5 protein-coding genes are annotated in these 4,433 nt (G+C 69.7%); 1 reads left to right on the forward strand and 4 read right to left on the reverse strand.

What is annotated here, in order from left to right; genetic code table 11:
- Positions 1–462 (forward strand): Rv0361 family membrane protein (locus tag G6019_RS07970; protein ID WP_309230188.1); only part of this gene is annotated, 462 nt, incomplete at its 5' end.
- Between the two features lie 165 nt (positions 463–627).
- On the opposite strand, the gene fbaA is transcribed toward G6019_RS07970, so the two are convergent.
- The 4 genes from fbaA to G6019_RS07990 all read right to left on the reverse strand — a co-directional run.
- A complete protein-coding gene (gene fbaA, locus G6019_RS07975) occupies positions 628–1,671 on the reverse strand; it encodes a class II fructose-bisphosphate aldolase (protein ID WP_107757443.1) in 1,044 nt (347 codons plus the stop codon).
- A gap of 133 nt (positions 1,672–1,804) precedes the next feature.
- The gene (locus G6019_RS07980) at positions 1,805–2,914 is read right to left on the reverse strand and encodes a GTP-binding protein (RefSeq protein ID WP_107757444.1); all 1,110 of its coding nucleotides are present in this window, start codon (positions 2,912–2,914) and stop codon (positions 1,805–1,807) included.
- Positions 2,915–2,969: 55 nt separating this feature from the next.
- Positions 2,970–3,674 (reverse strand): TrmH family RNA methyltransferase, encoded by a 705-nt coding sequence (locus tag G6019_RS07985; protein WP_182612366.1) that lies wholly within the window; start codon positions 3,672–3,674, stop codon positions 2,970–2,972.
- A partial coding sequence (locus G6019_RS07990) for an SDR family oxidoreductase (protein ID WP_182627358.1) occupies positions 3,671–4,433 on the reverse strand: 763 nt, incomplete at its 5' end. The genes G6019_RS07990 and G6019_RS07985, both read right to left, overlap by 4 nt.

Below are 4,433 nucleotides of genomic sequence, written 5' to 3' on the forward strand. Positions count from 1 at the left end.
GTGGCGCTGGCCGCCGCGGTCGTCGTCGTCGCCGTGGTCGTCGGTGCGCTCGTGTGGCTCGTCGCGGCCGGGCCGATGTCCTCCTCCGCCCGGGCGGAACGCGCGGTCGAGCAGACCCTGCGCGACATGACCGGGTCGGAATCGTTCTCGGAGTTCAACAGCCACCTGTGCGCCGAGAACCGGGTTCCCCAGGACCTCGTCGACAACATCACCGCCTCCGGCGAGCAGACCGGTACCGACCTCGACGCGATGCTGCGCGAGTCCATCGCGGGGTCGTTCCCGCAGGACCTCGTCGTCACCGGGGTGGAGATCGACGGCGACGTGGCCACCGCCACCGTGGAGTCGGAGTCCGATGAGTCCGCCCCGGAGCAGGTGCGGATGCTCGACGAGGACGGCGTCTGGAAGGTGTGCGAACCCGGTGTGGGAATGGGCGCGGTGCCGCAGGGAGATCAGCCCGGCTGAGGCGTCTCCGCCCGGGTGGCCCCCGCACACGACAGCGGCGTCCCTCCGCTGAAGGAGGGACGCCGCTGAAGGCACCGACCCGTCGGGGCGCCTCGAGTCGGGTCAGGCCGTGGCCTCCGGTCCGGTGGAGGCGGTTCAGTCAGAGGCGGTTCAGGCAGAGGCGGTTCAGGCAGAGGCGCCCTTCGACTTGCCGGCCGACTTGAGGTCGTTGCACGCCTCGACGACGCGCTCGGACATCGCCTGCTCCGCCTTCTTGAGGTACGAGCGCGGGTCGTAGACCTTCTTGTTGCCGACCTCACCGTCGACCTTGAGGACACCGTCGTAGTTGCCGAACATGTGCGCGGCGATCGGACGGGTGAACGCGTACTGGGTGTCGGTGTCGACGTTCATCTTGATGACGCCGTAGGACAGCGCCTCCTCGATCTCGGACTTGGCCGAGCCCGAACCACCGTGGAAGACGAAGTCGAACGGAAGGTCGCCCTGGTTCAGCCCGAGCTTCTCGACCGCGACGTCCTGGCCCATCTTCAGCACCTCGGGCTTGAGCTTGACATTTCCGGGCTTGTACACGCCGTGGACGTTGCCGAAGGTCGCCGCCAGCAGGTAACGCTGTCCGGTGTTGCCCGCGCCGAGCGCGTCGATGGTGGCCTCGAAGTCCTCGCGGGAGGTGTAGAGCTTCTCGTTGATCTCGTTCTCGACCCCGTCCTCCTCGCCGCCGACGACGCCGATCTCGATCTCGAGGATCTGCTTGGCGTTGGCCGTCTTCTCGAGCAGCTCCTTGGCGATCTCGAGGTTACGGTCGAGCGGGGTGGCCGAGCCGTCCCACATGTGCGACTGGAACAGCGGGTTCTCGCCGCGGTCGACGCGTTCCTGGGAGATCTCGATGAGCGGACGCACGAAGCCGTCCAGCTTGTCCTCGGGGCAGTGGTCGGTGTGCAGCGCGACCAGGATGTCGTACTTCGCCGCGATGACGTGTGCGAACTCGGCGAGCGCGACGGCACCGGTGACCATGTCCTTGACGTTCAGCCCGGAGCCGAACTCGGAACCGCCGGTGGAGAACTGGATGATGCCGTCGGAGCCGGCGTCGGCGAAACCCTTGATGGCCGCGTTGATGGTCTCGGACGACGTGCAGTTGATCGCGGGGTAGGCGAAGCCCTCGTTACGGGCCCGGTCGAGCATGTCCTTGTACTGCTCCGGGGTGGCGATAGGCATTGACGATCCTCCAGTTTTTCGGCGCTGTGACTCATCCCATCCTACGAGGTAGCGCCAGGGGGCGGGTCGCGGTGGACCGGCGGGGGCACGGTGGGCTCGCGACGGTGTCACGGCGCCCGGCGGACACCGGCGGTCAGCGGGCCAATCCGAGTCCCGGAACCGCCGAGGGCATCGCCGCCAACTCGTCATCGGTGAGCAGGGCGCCACGGAGCGCGGATCGCACCGCGGCGTGGTCGAGCTTCACCCCGATGAGCACGATCTCCTGCCCCGGGCGGACGTCTGGTACGCGCGCCCACTCCTGGGCGATCTGGAGATCGTAGTTGGGCCCGGCCTGGGACCACACCACCGCATGGTGCGGATGCGACGACAACCAGCAGTAGCCTTTGGACCTCACCAGACCGCGGGTGGACCTGAGGGCCGCCTCGAGCCGAGCCGGGTCGAACGGCCGCCCGGACCGGAACACCGTCGACGAGATGCCGTACTCCTCCGTCTCCGGGGTGTGCGGGGTGGCGAGTTCCTCCGCGTACCCCTCCGCCTGCGCGGCGACCGCGGGGTCGAACAAACCGGTGTCCACCACGTCGGCGACATCGATCCTGCCGCGGTCGAGTCGGCGCACGCGGGCGCGGGGGTTGAGGGCCCGGATCATCTGCTCGGTCGCGCCCGCCACCTGCTCCGAGGCCAGATCCGTCTTGGACACCAGCACGAGGTCCGCGAACTCGACCTGGTCCACCAGGAGGTCGGCGATCGTCCGCTCGTCGCCCTCGCCCGCGGCCATGTCGTGCTGGTCCAGTCGGTCCCCGCGGGCGATCGCACCGAGGAACGTCGAGGCGTCGACGACCGTGACCATGGTGTCCAACCGGGCCAGGTCGTCGAGGCGGAACCCGCCGGTGAACTCCCACTCGAAGGTCGCGGCGACCGGCATGGGCTCGGAGATACCCGTCGACTCCACGACGATGGCGTCGAACGACCCGTCGCGGGCCAGACGGGCCACGGATTCCACGAGGTCTTCGCGGAGCGTGCAGCAGATGCAGCCGTTGGTGAGCTCCACCAGCTTCTCCTCGCCGCGCTCGACATGCCCCTCACCGGCCACCAGGGCGGCGTCGATGTTGATCTCGGACATGTCGTTGACGATGACGGCGATGCGGCGACCGTCCCGGTTGGACAGGAGATGGTTGAGAAGGGTCGTCTTGCCGGCCCCGAGGAAGCCGGACAGGACGGTGACGGGGATGCGGGAATCAGCCATGGTCCTAATGATAACCATTTCCATTAAGGCTGCGGCGCCGGGACCGTCGTGGACGTCAGAGGGGGGCGGCGTGCTCGCGGATCCACGCGTGCATCGCGATCCCGGCGGCCACGCCGGCGTTGATCGATCGGGTCGAACCGAACTGGGCGATCGACACCGTCCGGGCCGCCCGCAGGCGCGCGTCCGCACTGACACCGGGCCCCTCCTGCCCGAACAGCAGTACACACTCGCGCGGCAGGCGGGCGGTCTCGAGCGGCTCGGCACCGGGGAGATTATCGACGGCGACCACGGGCAGTCCCTCGGCCTCGGCCCACGCCATCAGCGCGGACACGTCCTCGTGGTGCCGCAGGTGCTGGTAACGATCGGTCACCATCGCCCCGCGGCGGTTCCAGCGGCGTCGACCCACGATGTGCACCTCGGCCGCGAGGAAGGCGTTGGCCGTGCGGACCACGGTGCCGATGTTGGCATCGTGGCCGAAGTTCTCGATGGCCACGTGGAACGGGTGCCGCCGGGTGTCGAGGTCGGCCACGATGGCCTCGCGCCGCCAGTAGCGGTAGCGGTCGACCACGTTGCGGCGGTCGCCCGAGTCGAGCAGTTCCGGGTCCCAGTGGTCGCCGGACGGCCGGGGCTCCCCGGGGCGCTCGAGCTCCCACGGGCCCACCCCGACGAGGCCCTCACCCCATTCGGTGGGCCCGGCGGAGGGATCCGCTGCTGCGGGGTCCGCGGTCGCGGCCTCCGGGTCGGGGGTGGGCCCGGTCACGAGGTCAGGCGCCGATTGGCCAGTCGGATGATCCGCCCCGGCCCGACCTGAGACGCCAGGTACATCGCGGTGGCCTGGGTGCCCACAGGCCGGTGCACCTCGCGACCCACGACGCCCCGGATCCGCCCGAGCAGACCGGACGTCGGGCGCCGCGTCTGCTCGGCGAGGCGCAGAACCTCGCCGGCCACGTCGCCCTCGGTCAGTCGGACGCCCATGTTCCGCATGCCTGCGGTGTTCACGCCCTCGAGCATCCCCGTGCCCACGTAGAGCGGCCACACCGAACACACGCGGATGCCCGTGGGACCCCACTCCAGGTCCAGCGCCTCGGTGATCCCCCGGACGGCGAACTTGGTGGCCGAGTACACGGCCATCTCGGCCTGGCCGTAGATCGCCGAGGCCGAGCAGAGGTTGACCACGACCGCGGACGAGGCCTTCTCCAGGTGCGGGTGCGCCGCCCGGCAGCCGTACATCACGCCCTTGACGTTGACATCGACGAGCGCGGAGTCCTGCTCGTAGCTCGCGTCCACGAACGGCATCCCGTACAACAGGCCGGCATTGTTGACCAGGACGTTCAGCGCGCCACCGGAGCGGGCCGTCACCTGTTCCAGTGCGGCCTCCCAGGCGGCGGGGTCGGTGACGTCCAGCGCTCCGGTGATCACGCGGTCATCCCCCGCCGCCCAGGCACACGGCTGCAGATCGAAGGCGCCCACCAGGTACCCGGCGTCGGCGAACCCGCGTGCGGTGGCCTCGCCGATCCCG

Origin of the sequence: Dietzia sp. DQ12-76, from assembly GCF_014145045.1 — a bacterium.
Lineage (GTDB): Bacteria > Actinomycetota > Actinomycetes > Mycobacteriales > Mycobacteriaceae > Dietzia.

Excerpts from the sequence above, each read along its gene's own strand:
- fbaA (WP_107757443.1), bottom strand. The coding sequence starts at position 1,671 with ATGCCTATCGCCACCCCGGAGCAGTACAAGGACATGCTCGACCGGGCC.
- G6019_RS07980 (WP_107757444.1), bottom strand. The coding sequence starts at position 2,914 with ATGGCTGATTCCCGCATCCCCGTCACCGTCCTGTCCGGCTTCCTCGGG.